At 46.9% G+C, this 23,023-nt stretch carries 23 protein-coding genes; 3 read left to right on the top strand and 20 right to left on the bottom strand.

The genetic code is table 11. The features are described from left to right. Nucleotides 1-10 precede the first annotated feature (10 nt). The 3 genes from ACZ5DR_RS05640 to tcdA all read right to left on the bottom strand — a co-directional run bounded on the left by ACZ5DR_RS05640 (nt 11) and on the right by tcdA (nt 2,328). Nucleotides 11-595 carry a LysE family translocator gene (locus ACZ5DR_RS05640; RefSeq protein ID WP_377366099.1) on the bottom strand — a complete coding sequence of 195 codons (585 nt, stop codon included), beginning with the start codon at nt 593-595 and terminating at the stop codon, nt 11-13. A 50-nt stretch (nt 596-645) separates the two neighbouring features. Beyond that, nucleotides 646-1,470, bottom strand: a complete 825-nt coding sequence (locus tag ACZ5DR_RS05635; RefSeq protein ID WP_377366100.1) for a helix-turn-helix transcriptional regulator — start codon at nt 1,468-1,470, stop codon at nt 646-648. Between the two features lie 72 nt (nt 1,471-1,542). Beyond that, the gene (gene tcdA / locus ACZ5DR_RS05630; protein WP_377366101.1) at nt 1,543-2,328 is read right to left on the bottom strand and encodes a tRNA cyclic N6-threonylcarbamoyladenosine(37) synthase TcdA; all 786 of its coding nucleotides are present in this window, start codon (nt 2,326-2,328) and stop codon (nt 1,543-1,545) included. 98 nt (nt 2,329-2,426) lie between these two features. On the opposite strand from tcdA, the gene ACZ5DR_RS05625 reads away from it, so the two are divergent. Further along, nucleotides 2,427-3,167: a TrmB family transcriptional regulator gene (locus ACZ5DR_RS05625; RefSeq protein WP_377366102.1), complete on the top strand. Its 741-nt coding sequence runs from the start codon at nt 2,427-2,429 to the stop codon at nt 3,165-3,167. A 91-nt stretch (nt 3,168-3,258) separates the two neighbouring features. Here ACZ5DR_RS05625 and ACZ5DR_RS05620 read toward each other — a convergent pair whose 3' ends face one another. The 15 genes from ACZ5DR_RS05620 to mnmG all read right to left on the bottom strand — a co-directional run bounded on the left by ACZ5DR_RS05620 (nt 3,259) and on the right by mnmG (nt 17,403). After that, entirely contained in the window at nt 3,259-5,163 is a 1,905-nt protein-coding gene (locus ACZ5DR_RS05620) for a propionyl-CoA synthetase (protein ID WP_377366103.1), read from the bottom strand. A gap of 143 nt (nt 5,164-5,306) precedes the next feature. Next, complete coding sequence (locus ACZ5DR_RS05615; protein ID WP_377366104.1) at nt 5,307-5,726, bottom strand: F0F1 ATP synthase subunit epsilon; 420 nt, start codon at nt 5,724-5,726, stop codon at nt 5,307-5,309. Nucleotides 5,727-5,890: 164 nt separating this feature from the next. Continuing rightward, a complete protein-coding gene (locus ACZ5DR_RS05610; RefSeq protein ID WP_377366105.1) occupies nt 5,891-6,310 on the bottom strand; it encodes a F0F1 ATP synthase subunit epsilon in 420 nt (139 codons plus the stop codon). Nucleotides 6,311-6,370: 60 nt separating this feature from the next. After that, a complete protein-coding gene (gene atpD / locus ACZ5DR_RS05605; RefSeq protein ID WP_377366106.1) occupies nt 6,371-7,747 on the bottom strand; it encodes a F0F1 ATP synthase subunit beta in 1,377 nt (458 codons plus the stop codon). A gap of 28 nt (nt 7,748-7,775) precedes the next feature. Then, on the bottom strand, nt 7,776-8,636 hold the full coding sequence (atpG, locus tag ACZ5DR_RS05600; protein ID WP_377366107.1) for a F0F1 ATP synthase subunit gamma: 861 nt from the start codon (nt 8,634-8,636) through the stop codon (nt 7,776-7,778). Between the two features lie 78 nt (nt 8,637-8,714). Further along, complete coding sequence (atpA, locus tag ACZ5DR_RS05595; protein WP_377366108.1) at nt 8,715-10,259, bottom strand: F0F1 ATP synthase subunit alpha; 1,545 nt, start codon at nt 10,257-10,259, stop codon at nt 8,715-8,717. Nucleotides 10,260-10,295: 36 nt separating this feature from the next. Then, the gene (locus ACZ5DR_RS05590; protein ID WP_377366109.1) at nt 10,296-10,832 is read right to left on the bottom strand and encodes a F0F1 ATP synthase subunit delta; all 537 of its coding nucleotides are present in this window, start codon (nt 10,830-10,832) and stop codon (nt 10,296-10,298) included. 11 nt (nt 10,833-10,843) lie between these two features. Beyond that, nucleotides 10,844-11,314: a F0F1 ATP synthase subunit B gene (locus ACZ5DR_RS05585; RefSeq protein WP_377366110.1), complete on the bottom strand. Its 471-nt coding sequence runs from the start codon at nt 11,312-11,314 to the stop codon at nt 10,844-10,846. A gap of 60 nt (nt 11,315-11,374) precedes the next feature. Continuing rightward, nucleotides 11,375-11,632, bottom strand: a complete 258-nt coding sequence (gene atpE, locus ACZ5DR_RS05580) for a F0F1 ATP synthase subunit C (RefSeq protein WP_055462623.1) — start codon at nt 11,630-11,632, stop codon at nt 11,375-11,377. 68 nt (nt 11,633-11,700) lie between these two features. After that, nucleotides 11,701-12,522 carry a F0F1 ATP synthase subunit A gene (gene atpB, locus ACZ5DR_RS05575; RefSeq protein ID WP_377366111.1) on the bottom strand — a complete coding sequence of 274 codons (822 nt, stop codon included), beginning with the start codon at nt 12,520-12,522 and terminating at the stop codon, nt 11,701-11,703. A gap of 50 nt (nt 12,523-12,572) precedes the next feature. Next, nucleotides 12,573-12,977: an ATP synthase subunit I gene (locus ACZ5DR_RS05570; protein ID WP_377366112.1), complete on the bottom strand. Its 405-nt coding sequence runs from the start codon at nt 12,975-12,977 to the stop codon at nt 12,573-12,575. Nucleotides 12,978-13,152: 175 nt separating this feature from the next. Then, on the bottom strand, nt 13,153-14,043 hold the full coding sequence (locus tag ACZ5DR_RS05565; protein ID WP_377366114.1) for a ParB/RepB/Spo0J family partition protein: 891 nt from the start codon (nt 14,041-14,043) through the stop codon (nt 13,153-13,155). A gap of 31 nt (nt 14,044-14,074) precedes the next feature. Next, nucleotides 14,075-14,845, bottom strand: a complete 771-nt coding sequence (locus ACZ5DR_RS05560) for a ParA family protein (protein WP_377366115.1) — start codon at nt 14,843-14,845, stop codon at nt 14,075-14,077. A gap of 4 nt (nt 14,846-14,849) precedes the next feature. Beyond that, nucleotides 14,850-15,476 carry a 16S rRNA (guanine(527)-N(7))-methyltransferase RsmG gene (gene rsmG, locus ACZ5DR_RS05555; RefSeq protein WP_377366116.1) on the bottom strand — a complete coding sequence of 209 codons (627 nt, stop codon included), beginning with the start codon at nt 15,474-15,476 and terminating at the stop codon, nt 14,850-14,852. A gap of 37 nt (nt 15,477-15,513) precedes the next feature. Then, nucleotides 15,514-17,403 carry a tRNA uridine-5-carboxymethylaminomethyl(34) synthesis enzyme MnmG gene (gene mnmG / locus ACZ5DR_RS05550; RefSeq protein ID WP_377366117.1) on the bottom strand — a complete coding sequence of 630 codons (1,890 nt, stop codon included), beginning with the start codon at nt 17,401-17,403 and terminating at the stop codon, nt 15,514-15,516. A gap of 706 nt (nt 17,404-18,109) precedes the next feature. Here mnmG and acuR point away from each other — a divergent pair. Next, on the top strand, nt 18,110-18,736 hold the full coding sequence (acuR, locus tag ACZ5DR_RS05545; protein ID WP_377366118.1) for an acrylate utilization transcriptional regulator AcuR: 627 nt from the start codon (nt 18,110-18,112) through the stop codon (nt 18,734-18,736). A gap of 42 nt (nt 18,737-18,778) precedes the next feature. Further along, complete coding sequence (gene acuI / locus ACZ5DR_RS05540) at nt 18,779-19,768, top strand: acrylyl-CoA reductase (NADPH) (RefSeq protein ID WP_377366119.1); 990 nt, start codon at nt 18,779-18,781, stop codon at nt 19,766-19,768. Between the two features lie 62 nt (nt 19,769-19,830). On the opposite strand, the gene mnmE is transcribed toward acuI, so the two are convergent. Both mnmE and yidC read right to left on the bottom strand, forming a co-directional pair. Further along, nucleotides 19,831-21,210: a tRNA uridine-5-carboxymethylaminomethyl(34) synthesis GTPase MnmE gene (gene mnmE, locus ACZ5DR_RS05535; RefSeq protein ID WP_377366120.1), complete on the bottom strand. Its 1,380-nt coding sequence runs from the start codon at nt 21,208-21,210 to the stop codon at nt 19,831-19,833. A gap of 107 nt (nt 21,211-21,317) precedes the next feature. Then, nucleotides 21,318-22,973, bottom strand: coding sequence for a membrane protein insertase YidC (gene yidC / locus ACZ5DR_RS05530; protein ID WP_377366121.1), 1,656 nt, complete (start codon nt 22,971-22,973; stop codon nt 21,318-21,320). Between the last annotated feature and the right edge of the window lie 50 nt (nt 22,974-23,023).

The raw sequence follows: 23,023 nt of genomic DNA, 5'->3' as shown, positions 1-23,023 counted from the left end.
ATCTGCTTTGCTATGCAACAAAACCACTGATCCCTAATGCGATAAACATCACACCAGTAATCCGGTTAATTACCACCAAATGGTTCTGCAGAATATGGGAAACTTTATCGATCGCTGAAGACACCATCACATGAATCATCAATGTGATGCCTACCAACTCCAACGTCAGCACAACCGCATCACGAATAAAGTTCGCCTCATCGGTAATAAACATTGGAAACAGTGCACCGAAAAACACCAAGGTTTTAGGGTTCAGCAATGAAATCAACACGCCGTTTTTAAAGCTGTAGCCTTGGGCTGCGATGCTAATCTCGCTTTTGGCGTAATACAGCGCCTTACATCCCAGATAAGCAATATAAGCACTGCAAAGCCAAGTCATCAGTTTAAACGCCAATTCACTCGAGTGAATCACCGCCAGTAACCAAGTATTCGCCAATATCGAGGCCAATATTAACCCTGTCGCAATACCAAAAATCACAGGCAAGGTACGACGCAAATTATGATTAATACTGTTGCTCACCACCGCTAAACCACCAGGCCCAGGTGAAGCGGCAGAGGCTAAACAAAGCATTAAAAAGGCTAACTGACTTTCCATAACAGACTCGATACTCAATTGATCCGTTACAGTAAGCGCTTATCACCCGGTTATCTTGTAAAAAATTGCTGTTGGTATGCGCTCGGGGTGATGCCCATAGCACTGACAAACGCCTTGGTAAAATGGCTCTGATCATGAAAGCCACAATTAAGCGCCACCTCTACAGCGCCAATTCCCGACTTGAGTTGGGCTCTGGCGTGATGCAAGCGTTGCTGAATCTGAAACTGGTGCGGGGTCAGCTGATAGCAGCGTTTGAACTCTTTGATAAGATGAAACTTGCTGATACCTGCCTGTTCCGCCATGTCAGCCAATGACAACTTCTGTTGGTACCCCTGCGCCAATTGCTCTCGAACCCGCTCAATATTAGAACGGGCGGGAGCCAATGACAGTGCGCTTGGTGATTGGGTTTCCTGTAACAACAAATTAACCAGCAACAGCTCCCAATGGGTCTCAATCTCGAGCGCTTCAGCCCCATGATCTAACTTGTGAAGCACATTCATCATCTGCTGGCTAAGATGGGAATCCCGCACAATACTGCGGCGAAAGTGAGGAGAACTGTGTCTCCCAAAGAGGGCGTAATTGAGGTCACTTAAACGATCTGAGGAAGGATATAAAGCACGGTAACGCCAGCCATGACCTTTGCCCTTAGATCCCGTATGAAGCTCATCAGGGCCGACGATAGAGAGCTCTCCTGGCAAAGCATTGTGGGTGCTGCCTCGGTGGCTAAAATGCATCACACCCGCATCCACCACAGAGATCACAAAACCCCCATGGGCATGCTTACCAAATACCGTATCCGTGAACTGGGCGGTCACCCGCTCCAACCCATCTAGCGCTTGGCTAGTAGAAACATGGCAGTATTCATTGGCTTGCATGCAGCCTCCAAGGTCGTGTGATGCTGATGTCACACTACCAGCTTAGTAGAGAGTACTCTTGTAAAAAATTGCTTAGGCCTGATTGGCCTTCTGGGCCAGCTTCTCTAACACGCGCCCCACGGCCACAAAACCAAAAGTGGCGGTCACAACCGTACTGGCGCCAAAACCTGTATCGCAATTCATCTTGGTTTCTGTATCCCCTTTTTGACGTTGTTCACACACTGTACCGTCATTTTGCGGGTATTTAAGCTGTTCAAGGGAATAAACACATTCAATATCAAAGCGACGTTTCGTATTTCGTGAGAAGTTATAGTGGCGACGTAAGAAGTTACGCAATTTAGCTGCTAGGGGATCTTGCTCAGTACGAGCTAGGTCGGCAATCTGAATTTGTGTCGGGTCGATCTGCCCCCCCGCGCCCCCCACGGTGATGACTTTACGCTTATTGCGCTTACACCAAGCAATCAAGGCGGCTTTTGGCTTTAAGCTATCAATGGCATCAATCACATAATCAAACGGCTGCTCCAGCAGCTCAGACACGTTTTCAGGGGTGACAAAGTCTTCCACGCAATGCACTTGGCAATTGGGATTAATCAGCTTAATGCGCTCCGCCATGGCGTCTACCTTGGGCTTGCCCACGTTGCCATCTAATGCATGGATTTGACGGTTGGTATTGGTGACACATACATCATCCATATCGATCAGAGTGATCTGACCAATCCCTGAGCGAGCTAAGGCTTCAGCACACCATGAGCCAACTCCACCTATGCCGATCACACACACATGGGCTTGCTGAAAAAAATCATAGGCTAATTGGCCGTAAAGGCGACGAATGCCACCAAAACGCTGATCATCACTCACTCTTGAACTCCTTGCAGAATCTCACCGTTCGTTCAAAATGGACGTTTATTACCACCTTGAAACCTAGTGTGGGTTTCTACTGAAAACGATTAAACATTATGCTGCATCAAGTGTTAGAACAACTGGGTCTAAGCGAACGGGAAACCACTCTGTACCAAACCCTATTAAAGCTAGGGCCCGCATCGATTCGCGACATAGCTGAACAATCCGGCATTAACCGTGGTTCTGCTTACGAGTCCCTAAAACAGCTGCAAAACAAAGGGGTGGTCAGTTATTTTCCAAAGGGTAAACGCCGCTTCTTTATGGCCGAAAACCCAGACATTCTGCTGAATTTGGCAGAAGAACGAAAACAGAACATCGAAAAAACCATCGATTCCCTTAAACACACCATCATTCCAAGCTTGGTGCAGTCCCAGCCGACCTTTCATCACACCGATGTACGCTATTACGAAGGGGATGATGGCATCGAATGGGTATTGCGCGACATTTTAAACGTGGTGTCCCAGCAAGACCACAAGGAATACTGCGTATTTTCGTCAAAGCCGATTCGTCCCTATCTTTATCGCCCCTTTCCGACCTATACCAAGCAACGGGTCAAACTGGGAATCAACGTAAAGGTCATCGCTTTAGGGGAAGGGGGGGAAGACGCCGAGTTGTCCCAGCGTAAATGGATTAAAACCGAAGGCAGTGTGGACGCTAGTTACATTGCCATCTACCCACCTAAATGTGCCATCATCTCCCTTGCCCGAGACAACTTCCCATCTGCAGTGGTGCTTGAATCAAACGATATTGCCAAAGCCCAACAGATCATCTTCGATACCCTTTGGCGTTTGCTGTAGCATCCAAGGCAACCAACGCCGGACTATAAAAAAGCCCGAGCATTTATAATGCTCGGGCAAAGACGGAGACAATTCACGATGGCTTTAAAGGTTAATCCGCCATCTTATCGACTATGATCCCTCTTTCAGCCATGAGCTCCTGAATGTCATAAATGCTGTTGGGGTCATCAATAGTGGACGGAACATTAAATTCTTCACCGGAGGCAATCTGACGTAGCAGCTTACGCAGGATTTTACCGGAACGGGTTTTCGGTAGCCGTGGCACAACCATGGCAATCTTAAAGCACGCTAAGGCTCCGATTTCTTGGCGTACCAAGGCAATCAGCTCCTCTTGTACGCTTTCAGCCTGGTCTTCATAGCCATTCTTAAGCAGCACCAGCCCCAGAGGTAACTGCCCTTTCAACTCATCATTAATGCCTATCACACAACACTCAGCCACCGCATCATGCATGGCTACGACTTCTTCCATTTCCCCTGTGGACAATCTATGCCCTGCCACATTAATCACATCATCGGTGCGCCCCATAATAAACACGTAACCGTCTTCATCAATGTAGCCACCATCTCCAGAAGTGTAATATCCGGGGAACACATCTAAATAGCCCGTTTTGAAACGGTCAATGTCTCCCCAAATGGTGGGTAGACAGCTGGGGGGCAAGGGGCGCTTAAGGGCAATGCTGCCCTGCTCCATGGGTGGTAAAGGCTCTCCTTGATCGTCCAGTACGCAGACTTGGAAACCAGGTGACGGCACAGTAGAAGAGCCTGGCTTGGCGATCTTCATTTCTAAACCAATGGGGTTGGCACAAATGGCCCAGCCTGTTTCCGTTTGCCACCAGTGATCCACAATGCATTTACCGGTAACGGCTTTAGTCCATTCGTAGGTGGGCGGATCAAGGCGCTCTCCCGCCATAAAAATCACCCGTAGCCCAGCAAGATCATCTTTATTCAGTAACTCTGCTTGCGGGTCTTCCTTACGAATCGCACGGAACGCGGTCGGTGCAGCAAACAAGGTTTTCACATCGTACTCTTTGCAGACGCGCCAAAACTCCCCTGCGTTAGGCGTCATGATCGGCTTTCCTTCGTACATAACCGTAGTACAACCGTATATGAGAGGGCCGTAGACAATATATGAGTGCCCCACAACCCAACCCACATCGGACGCCGCCCAAAACACTTCCCCAGGCTGCATGTTATAGATGGCTTGCATCGAATAATTAAGCGCCACCGCGTGGCCGCCATTATCACGCACTACGCCCTTAGGCTTACCTGTGGTGCCTGAGGTATATAGGATATAGAGAGGATCTGTTGCTTTAACAGGGGTACAGTCACAAGGAGAAGCCACAGCAATGGCTTCCTCCCAAGCCAAGTCTCTTCCCTCAACGAGGCTGGCAACTTGTTGTTCTCGTTGATACACAATACAAGCGTTTGGGGTATGCACGGCTTGATTAAGAGCCTCATCCAGCAATGGCTTATAGGCTATGATACGACTGATTTCGATACCACATGAGGCGGTTACAATGACTTTAGGCTGGGCATCATCAATACGCACGGCCAGTTCATGGGCAGCAAAGCCACCAAAAACGACCGAATGAATCGCTCCAAGACGGGCGACTGCTAACATGGCGATGGTGGCTTGGGGAATCATGGGCATGTAAATGACCACGGTATCGCCTTTTGTTACCCCTTGCTGCTGCAAGACTCCGGCAAATGTCGACACTTGGTCCAGTAGTTCTTGATAGGTATAGGTTTGCTTAGTTTGAGTGACAGGAGAGTCGTAAATGAGCGCAGCTTGATCCCCACGACCGTGTTTTACATGATGATCAAGAGCTAAATAGCAGGTGTTCAGCTCTCCGTCAGCGAACCAGCGATCCATCCCTTGTTCGTCTTGGGTTAAAATGGTCGAAGGAAATTTGAACCACTCAAGAGCCTGGGCTTTTTCTTTCCAAAAGTCTTCTGGCTGCGTACTGGCACGCAGGTATTCGGTTTGATATGACATGTCGGCAGACCTTCTTATGTTTATTCTTTGCCAAGTCAAGATTGTCAACAATCTTTAACGTCAAACCAAATATAGACTAAAAAAACAACAATAAATGTAATACTAAAGGCTAATTTTTGAACCATTTGGAAATATTGTCGACATCACAGGTGATTTCGCTTCATATCGATCGCCCTTAGTCGTGCCACCGCCTCATTAAGCTCCCTTAACGCTCTTGCATGGTCCAAACCGGTGCTGCCACTGCCTAGATGCTCTTCTGCATGTTGCTTTGCCAACTGGGCCGCTGCTTCATCCAGGTCCATCGCACGCTTAGCAAAGTCCGTCAACAAGATCACTTTGTGGGGCTGCACTTCCATAAAGCCCCCTGAGATAAAAATCACTTCTTCTGTACCATCTTCCATGACCAATCTAGCAATGCCCGCTTTGAGTAGTGTTAGAAGCGGTGCATGGCCGGGGTAGACGCCAATGTCTCCTTGTTCAGCGGTAACAACAACATAGCGCACTGGGCTTGAAAACAGGGTGCTTTCAACGCTCACAATGTCGCATAAAATAGTGCGGTGCATGATGACTCCTTATCACCGATCCTAGCAATCATGGTTTTAATGCACGAATCGATCCAAAAATTATCGGAATTATCAGCAGCTAATGTGTAGGGTTTGCAAAGATTATTTACAGGCATAAAAAAAGCAGCCCTAAGGCTGCTTTTTTGAACTGGATAATGTCTAGCTTATTTGCTTTGACGGAATTGCTGAATAGTACGTAGACGGGCTACGGCTTCAGCTAACTCAGCCGTTGCACGGCTAAGATCCAAATCAGAATGTTGCTGATCCAACAGATCTTGAGCGTGTTTCTTCGCTTCAAGTGCTGCCGCTTCATCAAGGTCGTTCGCGCGAACAGCGGTATCTGCTAAGACTGTTACACGGTGTGGTTGTACTTCTAGGAAGCCACCAGAAACGAAGATAACTTCTTCTTCACCGTTTTGCTTAATCACACGAACAGGGCCTGGTTGCAACGTAGTCAACAAAGGCGCGTGACCTGGGTAGATACCTAGATCGCCATAACTACCTGCAGCCACAAGAGTCTCAACAGAACCTGAGAAGATCTCTTGTTCAGCGCTTACGATATCGCATTGTACCGTGATAGCCATAAGTTGCCTCTTTCAAGTCAGGCGTTGCCAGCGAGTCAAACCTCACTGGCACTGCGTGGATTAAAGTTTCTTAGCTTTCTCTACAGCTTCTTCGATGCTACCGATCATGTAGAACGCTTGCTCAGGAAGCTCATCGTAATCGCCGTTTAGGATGCCTTGGAAGCCACGGATAGTGTCTTTCAAAGAAACGTATTTACCTGGAGAACCAGTGAATACTTCCGCTACGAAGAAAGGCTGAGACAAGTAACGCTGGATCTTACGAGCACGGTTTACTGTCTGCTTGTCTTCTTCAGAAAGCTCATCCATACCTAGGATCGCAATGATGTCTTTCAGCTCTTTGTAGCGCTGAAGAACCATCTGTACGCCACGCGCTACATCGTAGTGCTCTTGACCGATAACCAATGGGTCAAGCTGACGTGAAGTAGAGTCTAGTGGGTCGATCGCTGGGTAGATACCCAAAGACGCGATGTCACGAGACAATACAACGGTTGCATCCAAGTGAGAGAATGTTGTCGCTGGAGATGGGTCAGTCAAGTCATCCGCAGGTACGTATACCGCTTGTACAGATGTGATAGAACCCGTCTTAGTCGACGTGATACGCTCTTGAAGTACACCCATCTCTTCTGCAAGAGTTGGCTGGTAACCTACCGCAGAAGGCATACGGCCTAGCAATGCAGATACCTCAGTACCCGCTAGCGTGTAACGGTAGATGTTATCTACGAAGAATAGTACGTCACGGCCTTCGTCACGGAATTTTTCCGCCATTGTCAGACCTGTTAGTGCTACACGTAGACGGTTACCTGGTGGCTCGTTCATCTGACCGTATACTAGAGATACTTTGTCGATTACGTTCGAGTCAGTCATCTCGTGGTAGAAGTCGTTACCCTCACGAGTACGCTCACCAACACCTGCGAATACAGAGTAACCGCTGTGCTCGATCGCGATGTTACGGATAAGCTCCATCATGTTTACAGTTTTACCTACACCGGCACCACCGAACAGACCAACTTTACCACCCTTCGCGAAAGGACATACAAGGTCGATTACCTTGATACCCGTTTCTAGCAATTCACTGCTGTTTGATTGATCAGCGTAAGATGGAGCTTCACGGTGGATAGACCAACGCTCTTCTTCACCGATTGCGCCTTTCTCATCAATTGGGTTACCTAGAACGTCCATGATACGACCTAGAGTTTTAGTACCTACTGGTACAGACACTGGGTGACCAGTGTTTTGAACTTCTAGACCACGTTTCATACCTTCGGTAGAACCCATGGCGATAGTACGTACGATACCGTCGCCTAGCTGTTGTTGTACTTCCAACACCAGCTCTTTACCCTCGATAGTGAGGGCGTCGTATACTTTTGGCACGTTGTCGCGTGGGAATTCCACGTCGATTACCGCACCGATAATCTGTACGATTTGTCCGCTACTCATGTTCGGATCCTCTTAATACCTTGATACCTTAAACCGCTGCCGCGCCGCCAACAATCTCAGAAATTTCCTGAGTAATGGCTGCCTGACGTGCCTTGTTGTATACCAACTGCAATTCATCAATGATGTTGCCCGCGTTGTCGGTTGCGTTTTTCATGGCAAGCATTCGAGCTGCCTGTTCACACGCAATGTTTTCAACAACGGCCTGGTACACCTGTGACTCAATGTAACGAACCAATAGATCGTTTAGGATCTCGACTGCATCGGGTTCGTAAATGTAGTCCCAGTGGTGTTTCAGTTCTGCATTTTCTTCTGCTTTCAATGGCAAAAGTTGCTCGACATTTGGTTTCTGAGTCATAGTGTTAACGAATTCGTTAGACACCAAAACTAGACGGTCGATGCGACCTTCATCAAACGCATCCAACATAACCTTAACACTACCCACTAGTTTGGAAGCTTCTGGAGCATCCCCTAGTCCGGTAACGGCTGCAGCTACATTACCACCGTAGTTTTTAAAGAAAGACACCGCTTTTGAGCCTACTGCACAAATCTCAACTTCGATTCCTGCTTCGACATATTGCTTCATGTCTTTCATGGCTGCTTTAAACGCGTTAACGTTCAAGCCACCACACAAACCACGGTCACTGGATACGATGACGTAACCAACTCGCTTGATTTCACGCTCGGTTAGGTAACGGTGCTTATACTCAGGATTCGCGTTTGCCAAATGACCAATCACTTGACGAATGCGATCTGCATACGGACGAGAAGAAGCCATACGATCCTGAGCTTTACGCGTTTTACTCGCTGCTACTTTTTCCATAGCGCGGGTAATTTTACGCGTATTGTTAATGCTCCCAATCTGAGCGCGTATCTCTTTTCCGACTGCCATATTAGACCTGCCCTTGTGAGAATGTTAATTCACAAACTGCAGAGATGATAAAAGGCTGGCTAGCCAGCCTCTTAATCATTACCAAGTTTGCGTCGCTTTAAACTTCTCAATCGCTGACTTAAATGTCTCTGCGATTTCGTCGTTGTACTTACCAGTTTTGTTGATGTCTTGCATCATGGCAGCGTGTTCGCTGTTCATGTAGCCTAACAATGCGTTTTCAAAGCTGGCAATTTTGCTTGTTTCAACATCCGCAAGGTAGCCTTCGTTGGCAGCGTAAAGGATAACACCCATATCACCGACAGACATTGGGCTGAACTGAGGTTGTTTCATCAGTTCAGTCACTTGCTTACCGTGCTCAAGTTGCTTACGAGTCGCATCATCAAGATCAGAAGCGAACTGAGCAAATGCTGCCAATTCACGGTACTGAGCAAGAGCAAGACGGATACCACCACCTAGCTTCTTGATGATTTTCGTCTGCGCTGCACCACCTACACGAGATACCGAAATACCAGCGTTCATCGCAGGACGAATACCAGAGTTAAAGGCACTTGTTTCAAGGAAGATCTGACCATCTGTGATGGAGATTACGTTCGTTGGTACGAACGCAGATACGTCACCACCTTGAGTTTCGATGATAGGTAGAGCAGTCAAAGAACCTGTTTGTCCTTTTACTTCACCGTTAGTGAATTTTTCTACGTATTCTGCGCTTACGCGAGACGCACGCTCTAGTAGACGAGAGTGCAAGTAGAAAACGTCACCTGGGTATGCTTCACGACCTGGTGGACGACGTAGTAGCAATGAGATTTGACGGTAAGCCCAAGCTTGTTTCGTCAAGTCATCAAATACGATCAATGCGTCTTCACCGCGGTCACGGAAGTATTCGCCCATAGAACAGCCAGAGTATGGTGCTAGGAACTGCATCGCAGCTGGGTCAGAAGCCCCTGCCACAACAACAGTTGTGTATTCCAATGCGCCGTGCTCTTCAAGCTTACGTACTACGTTAGCGATAGTAGATTGTTTCTGACCGATCGCAACGTACACACACTTAATGCCAGATTCTTTCTGAGCAATGATGGTGTCGATTGCTAGAGCAGTCTTACCGATTTGACGGTCACCGATGATCAACTCACGCTGACCACGACCGATCGGAACCATGGAGTCGATCGCTTTGTAACCAGTTTGAACTGGCTGATCAACACCCTGACGTGCGATTACACCAGGTGCAACCTTTTCAACAGCGTCAGTTAGTTTTGCGTCAATCGCGCCTTTACCGTCGATAGGGTTACCTAGTGCGTCAACAACGCGACCAAGTAGCTCAGGACCAACAGGTACTTCAAGGATACGACCAGTACATTTTGCTTTTTGACCTTCTACAAGGTCTTGGTAGTTACCTAGGACTACGGCACCAACAGAGTCACGCTCTAGGTTCAATGCCATACCATAGACACCACCAGGGAACTCAATCATTTCCCCGTACATTACGTCAGCTAGACCGTGAATCAATACGATACCGTCTGCAACGCTGACAATTGTGCCCTCATTCTGGGCATCTGAAGTCACATCAAGTGTTTCGATGCGCTTCTTAATGATCTCGCTGATCTCAGATGGATTCAGTTGCTGCATGCTAAATTCCTCAACCCTGGTTTCTCAATTGAAACCTTAGGAGTTTATCGCTTCGGCCAGTTTCGCCAGTTTTCCGCGTACTGAACCGTCGATGATTAAATCACCGGTACGGATTACCACGCCACCAATAAGGCTTGCGTCTGTTTCACTGGTTAAATTGACATTACGGTCCAATTTTTTACCCAGTGAAGCGGCCAGTGTTTGCTCTTGTTCAGTTGTCATAGGGAAAGCAGAAGTTACAACAACATCCACTGCTTTCTCATAATTCAACTTGAACTGCTCAAATAACTCAGCGATTGCTGGAATAAGCGTTAGACGCTTATTGTAAGCAAGGCTTAGCAAATAGCTTTTGCCTTGTTCAGTAATCACTTCGCTGCACACGTCCGCTAGAGCTGTAGCCTTTTCTTGCGCACTAAAAGCTGGGTTTTGAAGTGCATTCTTAAGCTTTGGTTCAGTTGTAGCAGTAGCCAATATGCTAAGCATATTGGCCCATTCCGCAACTTGACCTTGCTCGCGAGCGACTTCAAAAGCGGCTTTGGCGTATGGTCGCGCGACTGTTTTTAATTCAGCCATTATGACCTCGCTTATAGCTCTTTGGCGAGTTGTTCAACGATCTCGCTGTGTGCTTTTTCGTCAACACTGGCACCCAAAATCTTCTCCGCACCAGAAAGAGCTAGAGCTGAAACTTGTCCGCGTAGTGCTTCACGAGCACGTACAACGTCTTGTTCGATCTCTGCTTGAGCGGCATCACGTAGACGTTGACCGTCTGTGCGCGCTTGCTCTTTCGCTTCGTCAATGATTTGGTTAGCACGTTTGTTGGCTTGTTCAATAATCTCGGCCGCTTGTTCCTTGCTTTCGCGTAACGTTTGAGTAGCTTGTTCTTGCGCTAGCTCTAGGTCACGTGAAGCACGGTTAGCTGCTTCCAAACCGTCTGCAATTTTCTTGCTACGCTCTTCGAGCGCAGCAGTTACTGGTGGCCACACGTACTTCATGCAGAACCACACAAAAATAGCAAACGAGATAGCTTGGCCTATTAGTGTGAGATTAATATTCACGCAAATATCCTCGCTCTAGTCGTTCAAAATTAATAAATCACTTTTCGTCAAAGCGAAATATTAGCCAGCAACCTGAGCAATGAATGGGTTTGCGAAAGTGAAGAACAATGCAATACCAACACCGATCATTGTTACGGCGTCAAGAAGACCCGCTACGATGAACATTTTAACTTGCAGCATTGGAACCATTTCTGGTTGACGCGCAGCGCCTTCCAAGAATTTACCACCAAGTAGACCAAAACCAATCGCAGTACCTAGGGCACCAAGACCGATAAGAAGGGCTACAGCAACAGCGGTTAGACCAACTACAGTTTCCATTTTAACTCCTAATTTTCACAGTTTTTAAGATTTCAAGGTTTACAAAATCGTTATAAATCAACGCGATCTTAGTGATCTTCGTGCGCCATACTCAAGTACACGATTGTCAGCATCATGAAGATAAATGCCTGCAATACGATGACTAGAATATGGAAGATCGCCCAAGGCACAGATAACGCCCATTGAATGCCCCATGGCAAGATCGCGATCAAGATGAAGATCAATTCACCAGCATACAAGTTACCGAATAGTCGTAATGCTAGAGAAACAGGTTTGGCAATAAGGCCTACACCTTCAAGCAATAAGTTGAATGGAATCATCCACTTACCGAAAGGTTGTAGCGTTAATTCGCCAACAAATCCGCTCACGCCTTTCACTTTGATGCTGTAGTAGACGATCAAAATGAACACAGAAATAGACATACCAAGGGTAGCGTTCAAATCCGTGGTAGGTACCACACGGAAGTAAGGAACACCTAATAACGTGGCTAGGTGCGGTAGGAAGTCTACCGGTACCAAGTCCATCAAGTTCATTAGGAATACCCAAACGAAGATGGTCAACGCTAGCGGCGCAATCACTTTGTTTTTACCATGGAAGGTTTCTTTGACGCTCTGGTCAACGAACTCCACCATCAGCTCAACAAAGTTCTGCAGGCCAGACGGCGTATCGACAGACACTTTCTTCGCGGCTTTACGGAACAGCCATAGGAACAAAATACCTAGGCCGATCGAGAACAACATAGTGTCCAGGTGAATCGCCCAGAACCCCATTGCCGCAGCTTCTTCAGCACCGTGAGCTATGCCCCACGAACCATCAGGATGTTGACCAAAGGTCAAATTCTGAAGATGGTGCTGTATGTAGCTTGACGCTGTGAGATTTTCACTTGCCATATTTACATCCACACTCTTTCAATGATTAAAATCGTTTTCGCTTTGTTGCATTAATACTTCAGCAACAAAGGGCTGAGCCAGTGACTCAAAATTGCGATTCCGAAGCCTGCGAACAACGCGCCTGCCGCAAGTGGTTTGATGAATATGAACACAGCGGTTAACAACAACGCCGTGAGCACCAACTTGCCGGCTTCACCTCGGTAAAATGACCTCACCACGTCTTTCGCGGCTCGCGTCCCTGCATGGCCAAATACGCGCCATGCCATATATAAACTAGGTAGTACACTGGCCAGTGCGCCAGCCAAAAAAGAGTAGGCGTATAGACCGCCATAGACCACAAAGATTCCCAAACTAAGCAAAAAAATGAGTGCTAGTTGTAGGCCGATAAATCGGAATACGGCGCGCTTTTTCGCATTCAATAAGGCGCTCGCGCTAAGTGGCTTTTTGTTTGCCATCGAACATCCCCAAATCTAATGCACTAAAACCGAGCACTAATTAAGCATATAATGTGATCAAGTTTAAAATCCGAGGCATTATATGGGTTATATTAAGGCGGTTCAATACAAACTCAGCTCATTACATGCACTATTAGCCTAATGTCGTAAAAATTTCTGCATCAAATCGGCGCTTTTAAGACGATAAATCAAAAAGTTCCGCCATCATGGCTTCTAAGTGTGCTTGATCACGATATTCGATGACTAATTTGCCTTTGCCCTTTGCGTTGGCTTGAATTTTTACATTGGACTGGATTTTCTCAGAAATTCGCGACGCATGGTGGCTAAAGTCTGGCAACTCTGGCTTTTCACCCGGTGTAGCAGAAGGCGTTTGATATGCCTTCACGAGCTTTTCGGTTTCACGAACAGAGAGGGACTTAGTGATCACAGTGGATGCGGCTTGAGTTTGTAACTCAGCATCTAACGCAAGCAGCGCTCTAGCATGCCCCATTTCAATGTCCCCATGCTCTAACAAGCGGCGCACTTCTGGAGTAAGATTTAATAAGCGTAAGGTATTTGCCACGGCGGAGCGGGACTTGCCAACCGTATCTGCTACTTGTTGTTGAGTAAGACTAAACTCATCCACTAGACGTTGTAATGCCATAGCTTCTTCAACTGGGTTTAAATCTTCCCGTTGAATATTTTCTATCAAAGCTAAGACAATGGCATCGGAATCTTCAACATGACGCACTATCACAGGCACTTTATCTAATCCTGCAACCCGTGCAGCACGCCAGCGACGCTCACCCGCTATGATTTCATAACGTTGATCACCAATGGGACGCACCACGATTGGCTGCATAATGCCCTGATTTCGAATGGAATTTGCCAGCTCGTCCAGCTGATTTGGGTTCATATCACGACGTGGCTGGAACTTTCCTTTGCTCAGCCAATCAACCGGAAGATACGTCAGCCCTTGCACCGGCTCTTGCCCCTCAAGGGTTGTCTCTTCGTCTTGTGCTGGCGCAGTTTTTGGTGCCAACAAAGCATCTAAGCCTCGGCCTAGACCCCGTTTTTTCATCGTCATAGTTCCAAACCTTTCATGTACGCTATCCTAGTTAGGCAGCAGCACGTTTTCGAATAAATTCCCCTGCTAACGCAAGGTAAGCCACAGCACCACGGGATTGCTTTTCATAATGCAATACAGGTAAACCATAGCTGGGCGCTTCCGCTAAGCGAATATTACGCGGAATCACAGTATCGAATACTTTATCACCAAAATATTCGACCAACTGAGTCGACACATCATGTGTGAGACTCGGTCGAGGGTCGTACATAGTACGAAGGATACCTTCTATGGCAAGAGCTGGATTTAATGCTGTAGAAATTGTCTCGATGGTCTGCAATAAAGCCGTAAGACCTTCTAACGCATAATATTCACACTGGACGGGAATCAGCACCCCTTGAGCAGCCGCTAAGGCGTTAACCGTCAACATGTTCAAAGAAGGCGGACAATCCAATAATACGAAGTCAAAGTCATTTTCAACTTCGTAAAGCCCTGCTCTCAGTCGAGTTTCTTTGCTGGGCAGATCCAGTAATACGACTTCCGCTCCCGTTAGATCCCCATTAGCAGGCAATACGGTATAACCAGCCGTTTCGCTGTATACCATGGCTTCTTTAACCCCATGGGTTCCAACCAATACATCAAATACAGAGGTTTCTAGCTCATCTTTGTGTAACCCACTACCTGTTGTTGCATTACCTTGTGGGTCTAAATCAATCAGCAATACACGTCGCTTCATCGCACTTAAGGATGCAGCGAGGTTAACGCAGGTGGTCGTTTTCCCAACCCCACCTTTTTGATTGGTCACTGCGATGATACGTGCCATGTCTCTATCCTTTGCGGGTCATGATCACCATATGACGTTCAGCGTCTATGGTGGGAACACTCAGTGGTTTAATGGTTTCGACCGTTACCGTATCTGGTAACTGGGCCAACTCATCATCAGGGTATACGCCTTTCATAGCTAAAAAGTTACCGTTTGCGTTAGGCAATGGTAAACACCAGTTGATCATATCTTCAAGGGATGCAAAAGCACGTGACGTCACATGATCATATGCCCCTTGATGGGCATGACTTTCCACACGCTCGTTGGCAACAGTGACATTTTTTAACCCCATTTCCATTTTAACTTGGGTTAAAAAGCGCGTTTTTTTTCCGTTACTGTCGAGCAAGGTAAACTCTTTATCCGGCAAACAGATAGCAAGCACCATACCAGGCAAGCCAGGTCCTGTACCGACATCAATGATTTTTTGCCCTGTGATAAAGGGTAAAGTGGCCAAACTGTCGAGCAAATGTAGGGACACCATTTTCTCGGCATCACGAATCGCTGTCAGATTGTAGGCTTTGTTCCACTTTTGCAGCATGTTCAGATAATGAACCAGCTGCTCAAGTGTATGATCAGAAAGTGAGACGCCCATTTTATCGGCGCCCCACTTGAGGGTATCAAAATAACTCACATTCATTCCCAGAAAAGCAATCTAGTGGTCGCTGATTCTAGGCACTTTTGCGGCTTATGGCACGTTTTTTCAAATGAACTAACAGTAAAGATACTGCAGCAGGGGTTACCCCTTGAATCCGAGATGCCGCTGCGAGTGTGGCCGGACGTGCTTCTTGAAGCTTTTGTTTCACTTCATTTGAAAGCCCATCAATCTTGGTGTAATCCAAGTCTTCCGGCAATGCGGTATTCTCTTGGCGACGCATACGCTCAATATCATCCGCTTGGCGGGTAATATAACCGGCATATTTCACCGAGATTTGTACTTGCTCAGATACCTGCTCATCCACTGGGGTTTCAGGTGCATTTTTCAGATGGGCAACATCCGCATACTCCACACCTGGACGCTTTAATAGGTCCAGTAAGCTGTATTCATGGCTAATGGGCGTTTCCAATTTAGGATTAATGGCTTCAGCCTCTGGGGTATTTGGCACAATCCAAGAAGATTTCATCCGTTGCGTCTCTAACTCGATCGCTTCGCGTTTTTTACAAAATGCCGCCCAGCGCTCTTCAGAGATTAAGCCTACTTCATGACCTTTTTCTGTCAGGCGCATGTCGGCATTGTCTTCACGCAAAATTAAGCGGTATTCAGCACGGCTAGTGAACATACGGTACGGTTCTTTGGTGCCCATGGTGATCAGATCATCTACCAATACACCTAAATACGCTTCGTCACGACGTGGTGTCCAAGCTTCTTTCCCTTGAGCTTGTAACGCAGCATTCATACCAGCTAATAGGCCTTGTGCTCCCGCTTCTTCGTAACCGGTAGTGCCATTGATTTGACCTGCGAAGAATAAACCTTCCATGTGTTTGGTTTCTAAAGAGTACTTCAAATCTTGAGGATTAAAATAATCGTACTCAATCGCGTAACCAGGACGGGTAATGTGAGCGTTCTCCATCCCTTTCATTGAGCGGATTAATTCCAACTGAACATCAAAAGGCAATGAAGTCGAGACCCCATTTGGATATAACTCGTGAGTGGTTAAACCTTCAGGTTCAATGAACACCTGGTGAGAGTCCTTGTCCGCGAAACGTACGATTTTATCTTCGATGGAAGGACAGTAACGTGGACCAATACCCTCGATCACCCCTGAGTACATAGGTGAACGATCCATACCCGCACGAATGATGTCGTGGGTGCGTTCATTAGTATGGGTTATAAAGCAGTTGATCTGTTGTGGGTGCAGACCTCGATGGCCTAAATAAGACATTACCGGAGTAATATCATCACCTGGTTGCGCCTGCATTACTGAAAAATCAACAGATCGAGCGTCAATACGTGGTGGTGTACCGGTTTTCAAACGATCGATTCGAAATGGTAACTCACGTAGTTTTTGTGCCAGGCCAATAGAAGCAGGATCTCCAGCACGACCACCTGAGTAATTTTGCATACCTACGTGAATGAGACCACCCAGGAAGGTACCCGTCGTCAGTACGACTGTTTTACCACGAAATTGGATACCACTTTGGGTAATGACCCCTCGTGCAGCACCATCTTCTACAATTAGATCTTCACAAGACTGTTGGAATAACCATAGGTTTTCTTGGTTTTCTAACATCTCTCTAACCGCAGCTTTATAAAGGATACGATCAGCTTGAGCACGGGTCGCTCGAACAGCGGGACCTTTTCGACTGTTTAAAGTACGAAATTGGATGCCAGCTTTATCCGTAGCAAGCGCCATAGCGCCATCTAGCGCATCAATCTCTTTGACTAAGTGGGACTTCCCAATACCACCGATAGCCGGATTACAGGACATTTGTCCCAGCGTCTCAATATTGTGAGTCAATAAAAGGGTTTTAACACCCATGCGTGCTGCAGCGAGAGCGGCTTCGGTACCAGCATGGCCACCGCCAACCACAATCACATCAAAGCGAGTCGGGAAATCCACACAGACCTCGATAAATGAATAAAAAACGAACAGTTCATGATTTAGGGCGCCTAGTATATCGGTTAATTCTCAAATTAAAAGAGACTCCCCGCGCTTACTCCCGGTCATCATTAATAAGAATAAAGTAGTATTATATGTCTTTTTTAAAGTTAAGTTATTTATATAGGACATGAAAATCAGTGGATAAGATAAAAAAAACTATAAATTACATAGCTTTATTAGAGAAACAACTTGTTAAGGACACACGTACATCCCTGTGATGTGGATAACGTAATCCTGTTAATAAAAAGGTAAGTTATACAGAAGGGAATTTTTAAGGAAGAGTTGTTAAAACCTGTGCAAAACTTCTTATTCACTTATTACCGTTTTTGTCCACAAGCGTTTTTGTTGTCTTGGTTGTTATTAACTTAATGTTTTATAAGTAAAATATCCGTTTAATTGGGTATCCATACAGGTCTTTTTAAAAAATTTAATCCACACGATTATTTTTTATATTTTTTTAGATCGAATTTTTAGGAATCTCGCTTTTTTGTGAATAACAAAAGCCAATCCCCCGCCCTTCGCTTTTTTGTGAATAACTCAAACAGGTCGAATTTAGCTGACATTGTGGGTAGTTTTGTCGCGATGACGCTTTTTTACCAAATCCTCACTTGAAACCAGATCTGTGATTAACTATTTTTAGACGATTGGTCTAAAAGGTGTTCTGATGAGTACAACAGGATTAAAACGAGGTCGTCCTAAACAAACGGATCTGAGTTACGACGACACAAAAGAAGAGCTGATGCGGATTGGTCTGGTGGCATTAACCAGTACTGGATTTGTGGGGACTGGTTTAGAACCCATGTTGCGCCAGGCCAAAATCCCAAAAGGTTCTTTTTATCATTACTTCGAGAGTAAAGAAGCGTTTGGTTTAGCTCTTTTGAGCCGATATCGCAGCTACTTTGAAAACAAACTTGATAAACATTTGCTCAATGGTGCTGTTCCCCCATTGGCCAGATTGCAAAACTTTATGGACGACGCTCGACAAGGAATGGAAAAGTACGCCTTTGAACGAGGATGTTTGGTGGGCAACCTAGAGCAAGAAGCGCATTTTTTATCTGATGCCATGCGCTTTGCCTTGTGCCAGACATACCAAAGTTGGCAGGACAAGGTCAGCACTTGCCTATACCTTGCTCAACGCCAAGGAACATTAGCAGAAGCCGCTGATATAGAGGCACTTGCCCATGTTTTTTGGGTGGGCTGGGAAGGTGCCGTGTCCAGAGCGCGCTTATTAAAATCCAGCAGCCCCTTGCAGCAATTCGAGGCATTTTATTTAACAGGACTGCCTCGGTAATTATTTAACTATTTTTAGACGAGTGGTCTAAAAGGAGGAAACATGTTTCAAGCCATCGTTATAGATCAAGATGCAGACCGTCTTCAAAACTGCCAACTGGTCAGCCTTGATGAATCCCTGTTGCCCAAAGGAGAGGTTCAAATTGAGGTACTGTATTCCACTTTGAATTATAAAGATGCCCTTGCTATCACGGGCAAATCTCCTGTTGTTCGCTCATTTCCCATGGTGCCTGGTATCGATTTGGTGGGCAAAGTGACTCACTGTGATACGGACGACTTTTCTACTGGAGATCTTGTTTTGCTTAATGGCTTTGGTGTGGGTGAAAAGCACTGGGGGGGCTTAGCGCAAAAAGCGAGTTTAAACAGTGATTGGCTCATTCCGTTGCCGCATAAGGTGGAACCAAAGCAAGCCATGGCCGTAGGGACCGCTGGCTACACGGCTATGTTGTCGGTATTAGCGCTGGAAAAACACGGAATAAAACCCTCTGATGGTGAGATTCTTGTAACAGGGGCTAATGGCGGCGTGGGCAGCTTTGCGATTCGATTATTGAGCCGCTTAGGGTATCAGGTGGTTGCTTCCACAGGGCGTCCAGAAGAAAGTGAGTATCTGATGTCCCTTGGCGCTTGCGAAGTCATTGATCGAGGGACCTTGTCAGAGCCGAGTAAACCTTTGCAAAAAGAGCGTTGGGCTGGCGTTGTTGATTGTGTTGGCAGTCATACCTTAGTGAATGCTTGTGCCACCACTCGGTACGGTGGTGTGGTAACTGCGTGTGGTTTGGCCCAAGGGATGGACTTTCCTGCTTCGGTTGCGCCCTTTATTCTGCGCGGTGTGACATTGGTTGGCATTGATAGCGTGATGCGACCCAAAGCGGATCGTTTGGAAGCCTGGCAGCGCCTAAGTGAGTTATTACAACCGGAAGATTTCCAGCACATTGGTCACGAGATACCCCTTAACCAAGCGATTGATATGGCTCATTCCTTATTGGATGGTAAAGTGCGCGGACGTGTGATTGTCTCATTACAGGATGGTTAAAACCTAACTAAAAGGCGTAATAGAAAAACATCTATTACGCCTAATGCTCTGAACGGGAAAGCCTATTTACCGATACAGAATGAGCCGAAGATGCGTCCTAGGAGATCATCGCTGCTGAAGGCTCCTGTGATCTCGCTGAGGGCTTCCTGAGCTTCTTTTAGATCTTCTGCCAACAATTCCCCTGCTCCATAGCCGTTTAGCTGCTCAAAGCCCGCTTCAAGGAATCCACTGGCTTTGTCCAGTGCTTCCAAATGGCGGCGACGGGCGATAAAGCCCCCTTCTGTGGTGCTGTCAAAGCCCATAATGGATTTTAAGTGCTGAGTCAGGGCATCAATGCCATCAGATGTTTTTGCCGACAAGGAGATCACTGGTAAGCCATTGACCTCTTCTATGCCGACACTTTCCTTGGTCAGATCCACCTTGTTGCGGACTAGGGTCAAATGCTCACGGGATTTCAGCTGGCCCATAAATTCTGGCCAGATTTGGTTGGGATCATTGGAATCCACTGATTGGCTGTCTACCATCAATAGGATGCGATCGGCTTTATGAATTTCGTCCCAAGCCCGTTGAATACCAATACGTTCTACCTCGTCAGGGCTGTCTCGCAAACCGGCCGTATCAATAATGTGCAGTGGCATGCCATCTAGGTGGATGTGCTCCCGTAATACATCTCGAGTGGTGCCTTCAATAGAAGTTACAATGGCGGAGTCTTTGCCTGAAAGTGCATTCAATAGGCTGGATTTACCCGCATTAGGACGACCAGCTATGACCACACTCATGCCTTCCCGGAGCAAGGCCCCTTGATTGGCTTCTTTTTTAACTGCGCGAAGCTTGGAGCGAATGTCTTCTAACTGTGCTGCAACTTTGCCATCACCAATGAAGTCGATTTCTTCTTCTGGGAAGTCGATGGCCGCTTCCACGTAGATGCGCAAATGGATTAAAGCTTCGACCAATTCATCGACCCGCTTGGAAAACGCCCCTTGCAAAGAACGTAAGGCACATTTGGCCGCTTGCTCCGAAGAGGAATCGATCAAATCGGCAATGGCTTCCGCTTGGGTTAAATCCATCTTGTCGTTCAAGAATGCCCGCTCTGAGAACTCCCCTGGACGCGCCAGACGCGCCCCAAGCTTAACGCAACGGCTCAGTAGCATATCCATGATCACAGGGCCCCCATGGCCTTGTAATTCGAATACGTCTTCTCCGGTAAAGGAGTTTGGCCCTGGGAAATATAAGGCAATCCCCATATCCAGCTGCTCTCCCTCTTCATCATGGAAGGGAACATAGTGGGCATAGCGTGGTTTGGGTTCAAAGCCAATGATTTGTTTCGCGATGGCTAAGCTTTTACGTCCGGATAAGCGAATAATCCCCACGCCTCCACGGCCTGGAGCGGTGGCTTGTGCGGCAATGGTATCTTGATCAATTAGGTGCTGAAATTCGGACATAACGGCTCATTTAACGTGTTAAAGAAAGAAAGTTTAGTCTATGTCGTAAACGACAAAAAGGCCTCCCGAAGGAAGCCTTTTTACAATCCATCAAGGTCAGGGGAAGGTTAGTTTCCGCCCTTCTCAATGCTCTTAGTAATGATGTACTGCTGTACGATAGATAGGGTGTTGTTCACTACCCAGTAAAGTACAAGACCTGCAGGGAACCACAAGAAGAAGAAGGTAAATGCGATAGGCATAATCTTCATAATGCGGGCTTGCATTGGGTCTGGCGGAGTTGGGTTCAACATCTGCTGACCAAGCATACTTAGACCCATTAGGATCGGCAGTACGAAGTAAGGGTCCATGGCAGATAAGTCAGTGATCCACAACATGAATGGCGCGTGACGCAATTCAACGGATTCCATCAATACCCAGTATAGGGCTAGGAACACTGGCATCTGAACCAAGATAGGAAGACAGCCACCCAATGGGTTGATCTTCTCTTTCTTGTATAGACTCATCATGGCTTGAGACATGGCTTGACGGTCGTCACCGTGTTGCTCACGAAGACGCGCTAGCTCTGGGCCAAATTTACGCATTTTCGCCATTGAACGGTAGCTGGTCGCAGACAATTTGAAGAAAATCGCCTTCACACAGACAACGATCAAGATGATGGCTACACCCCAGTTAATCACTACAGATTGAATCGCTGTTAGCAACCAGAAAAGTGGCTTAGCCAACCACCACAACCAACCGTAGTCTACCGTTAGGTCTAGGTTTTCTGCGGTTGCTTCTAACTGGTCTTGCAGTTTAGGACCTACGTAAAAAGTGGAGCTCAAGGTGCCTTGTTGGCCCGCTGCTACTTCTACTGCTTGGCCAGTAAAACCAATTAGGTTAAAGCCATTATTTGTACGAGCTTGAATGGTTACTTTCTGACCCTGTTCAGGTACCCAAGCAGAAACGAAGTAATGTTGCAGCAAAGCAACCCAGCCTTTGGTGGTCGCCACTTTGACTGGCTCTTCTGCCATATCGTCAAAAGAGATCTTGCTGTACTTGGTTTCTTCGTTGGAGATCGCACCACCAATGAATGGCTGTAAGCCCATGTTAGTGGCAGTACTTGGGTCTTCACTGTTGTCACGTTTGATCTGGGCAAACAGGTTACCACGCCACGTTTCAGCCGACGTGTTATCGACGGTGATCAATTGACGAATGCTGTAACGACCTTTCGTGAAGCGGAAGGTTTTAGTGTACTTAACACCTTGAGCGTCGGTGTAGTACAGGTTCACATCAAGGGTGTCTTCGCCGTCAGCTAAGGTGTAAGACGTTTGTTCTGTTTGGTAAACAGGACGACCTTCGCTGTTTGCATCAGGGCCATCGCGACCAATCAAACCACTTTGAGTCACGTAGGTACGCTCGTCGCCATTGTCCAAAATGACAAAAGGCTCGTTACCTTCGTTGGTTTTCATATATTGCAGTAAGGATGCTTCGACTAGGTCACCGCCAACTGGGTTGATGGCAACATCCAATGTGTCTGTTTTCACATGGATTAGCTGACCTGCAGCAACGGGCGTCGCTTGGTCTGGAATCTCACTGTTTGCCGCAGAGGCAGGTGTATTCGCTGTGCTTGGAAGATCGGAGTTTGCATCGGCCACAACGTTTTCGCTTGGCGTTGCTACCGTTTGGTTAGTTGCTGCGTTGCCGTAGTCTTGGTTCCACTGTAGGAACAGTAGGTAGCCACTGACAAACAGAGCTCCCCATAAAAAGTAACGTCTGAAATCCATGGTATTCAACTAGTTTGTTTGGTTGGACAATGGGGTGAAAGCACCCTTTT

Source organism: Marinomonas vaga, assembly GCF_055388305.1.
Note: the sequence above shows the minus strand (reverse complement) of the source record. Positions and strands in the feature narration are given on the sequence as shown.

What these genes read in the sequence shown, in the direction of transcription:
- atpG (WP_377366107.1), bottom strand. Translation starts at nt 8,636, where the DNA reads ATGGCAGTCGGAAAAGAGATACGCGCTCAGATTGGGAGCATTAACAAT.
- acuR (WP_377366118.1), top strand. Translation starts at nt 18,110, where the DNA reads ATGAGTACAACAGGATTAAAACGAGGTCGTCCTAAACAAACGGATCTG.
- mnmE (WP_377366120.1), bottom strand. Translation starts at nt 21,210, where the DNA reads ATGTCCGAATTTCAGCACCTAATTGATCAAGATACCATTGCCGCACAA.
- ACZ5DR_RS05560 (WP_377366115.1), bottom strand. Translation starts at nt 14,845, where the DNA reads ATGGCACGTATCATCGCAGTGACCAATCAAAAAGGTGGGGTTGGGAAA.
- atpB (WP_377366111.1), bottom strand. Translation starts at nt 12,522, where the DNA reads ATGGCAAGTGAAAATCTCACAGCGTCAAGCTACATACAGCACCATCTT.
- acuI (WP_377366119.1), top strand. Translation starts at nt 18,779, where the DNA reads ATGTTTCAAGCCATCGTTATAGATCAAGATGCAGACCGTCTTCAAAAC.
- ACZ5DR_RS05625 (WP_377366102.1), top strand. Translation starts at nt 2,427, where the DNA reads ATGCTGCATCAAGTGTTAGAACAACTGGGTCTAAGCGAACGGGAAACC.
- ACZ5DR_RS05635 (WP_377366100.1), bottom strand. Translation starts at nt 1,470, where the DNA reads ATGCAAGCCAATGAATACTGCCATGTTTCTACTAGCCAAGCGCTAGAT.
- atpD (WP_377366106.1), bottom strand. Translation starts at nt 7,747, where the DNA reads ATGAGTAGCGGACAAATCGTACAGATTATCGGTGCGGTAATCGACGTG.
- ACZ5DR_RS05610 (WP_377366105.1), bottom strand. Translation starts at nt 6,310, where the DNA reads ATGGCTATCACGGTACAATGCGATATCGTAAGCGCTGAACAAGAGATC.
- ACZ5DR_RS05565 (WP_377366114.1), bottom strand. Translation starts at nt 14,043, where the DNA reads ATGACGATGAAAAAACGGGGTCTAGGCCGAGGCTTAGATGCTTTGTTG.
- ACZ5DR_RS05615 (WP_377366104.1), bottom strand. Translation starts at nt 5,726, where the DNA reads ATGCACCGCACTATTTTATGCGACATTGTGAGCGTTGAAAGCACCCTG.
- ACZ5DR_RS05590 (WP_377366109.1), bottom strand. Translation starts at nt 10,832, where the DNA reads ATGGCTGAATTAAAAACAGTCGCGCGACCATACGCCAAAGCCGCTTTT.
- atpE (WP_055462623.1), bottom strand. Translation starts at nt 11,632, where the DNA reads ATGGAAACTGTAGTTGGTCTAACCGCTGTTGCTGTAGCCCTTCTTATC.
- ACZ5DR_RS05640 (WP_377366099.1), bottom strand. Translation starts at nt 595, where the DNA reads ATGGAAAGTCAGTTAGCCTTTTTAATGCTTTGTTTAGCCTCTGCCGCT.
- yidC (WP_377366121.1), bottom strand. Translation starts at nt 22,973, where the DNA reads ATGGATTTCAGACGTTACTTTTTATGGGGAGCTCTGTTTGTCAGTGGC.
- ACZ5DR_RS05620 (WP_377366103.1), bottom strand. Translation starts at nt 5,163, where the DNA reads ATGTCATATCAAACCGAATACCTGCGTGCCAGTACGCAGCCAGAAGAC.
- ACZ5DR_RS05570 (WP_377366112.1), bottom strand. Translation starts at nt 12,977, where the DNA reads ATGGCAAACAAAAAGCCACTTAGCGCGAGCGCCTTATTGAATGCGAAA.
- atpA (WP_377366108.1), bottom strand. Translation starts at nt 10,259, where the DNA reads ATGCAGCAACTGAATCCATCTGAGATCAGCGAGATCATTAAGAAGCGC.